Here is a 1,097-nt window from a genome sequence, read left to right as displayed (position 1 = left end):
AAGTAAAAACGCCTCATTCGTTTTAATGCTAGACAACAAGTTAAGTTTTATAAATTTATTATTTATGATATTTTTTAATACTTACAAATGTTTTGTTAGAATATAAATAGTGACAATGCTAAAAATGAATACCTAACTTAACCCGCTTTGAGGGCACACTATATTGAAAAATCTTAATCATGATCACGCTAAAATTCAGAGCGTCGAAATTTATTACGTTCTACTTTAACAATTGAGTAACGTTATTACGTTTGAATTAAAAAAAAGAGTTATTAAAATAATTGGAATATCACGATTAATGGCAAAGGTATATATGAAGCTGTTACGAATGAGGATACTTTATTGATATTACTAAAATTACTGTTCGTAGAAAGACGCAACTTTTACTTTGGATTAATATTTACTTTCGGTGTCACTTTTTATAATTTCTTTTTTGTGCTTACATTTTTATTGTCTGTTGTATATTTAATATTCAATACATTCGTAATGAATAAAAAAGAAGGCAGAAGTCCAACAGCTTTACAGTCTATGTTATTAAGAATAAACATCTTTTTTATCTCACCCCTTCCAATTGGGATAGATATATTAAATGGGACACAAAAAGAACAACAGCAAAGAAAAGACATTGCAAAGAAAACATACAAAGTTGGTGATTCTATTAAAGGAGATGGAGTAACTTATACTTTTGAAAGTGTAGAATACGCAGATACTTCAAGCGAATATGCTTCAGAACCTGACAACGGTGTTGCTTTAAAAGTAAACTTGAGTTTTAAAAATAAGAACGATGAGCAAGTATTAGTTGATAGCAGTGACTTTTCAATTAAAGTCAATGGAGAAAATTTTAAAGAGTGGTACGGTACAGATGATACTAATGCTGATTTTTCTCATCAACTGAACAAAGATAATACAGCTAATGGATATATTTATTATGATGTACCTGATTCGGAAATTTATACCTTAGAACTTAATGCTATGCATGATTTAAATCATGTAAAAGGCAAATGGAATATAAAAAAATCAGATATCAAATAAGAGTAATTTACGAGTCAGTATCTATTATTTGGCATCAGCGTTGTGGAAATTAACATAAAAAAGGA

At 28.5% G+C, this 1,097-nt stretch carries 1 protein-coding gene; it reads left to right on the top strand.

Annotation, left to right across the window (positions count from 1 at the left end):
* The first annotated feature begins 342 nt into the window (after positions 1 to 342).
* Complete coding sequence (locus tag CD118_RS11860; protein WP_103356761.1) at positions 343 to 1,032, top strand: DUF4352 domain-containing protein; 690 nt, start codon at positions 343 to 345, stop codon at positions 1,030 to 1,032.
* The last annotated feature ends 65 nt before the right edge of the window (positions 1,033 to 1,097 follow it).

This window comes from Staphylococcus coagulans, assembly GCF_002901995.1.
GTDB lineage: Bacteria > Bacillota > Bacilli > Staphylococcales > Staphylococcaceae > Staphylococcus > Staphylococcus coagulans.
The sequence above is the reverse complement of the archived record's forward strand: the minus strand, read 5'-3'. Positions and strand labels throughout refer to the sequence as shown.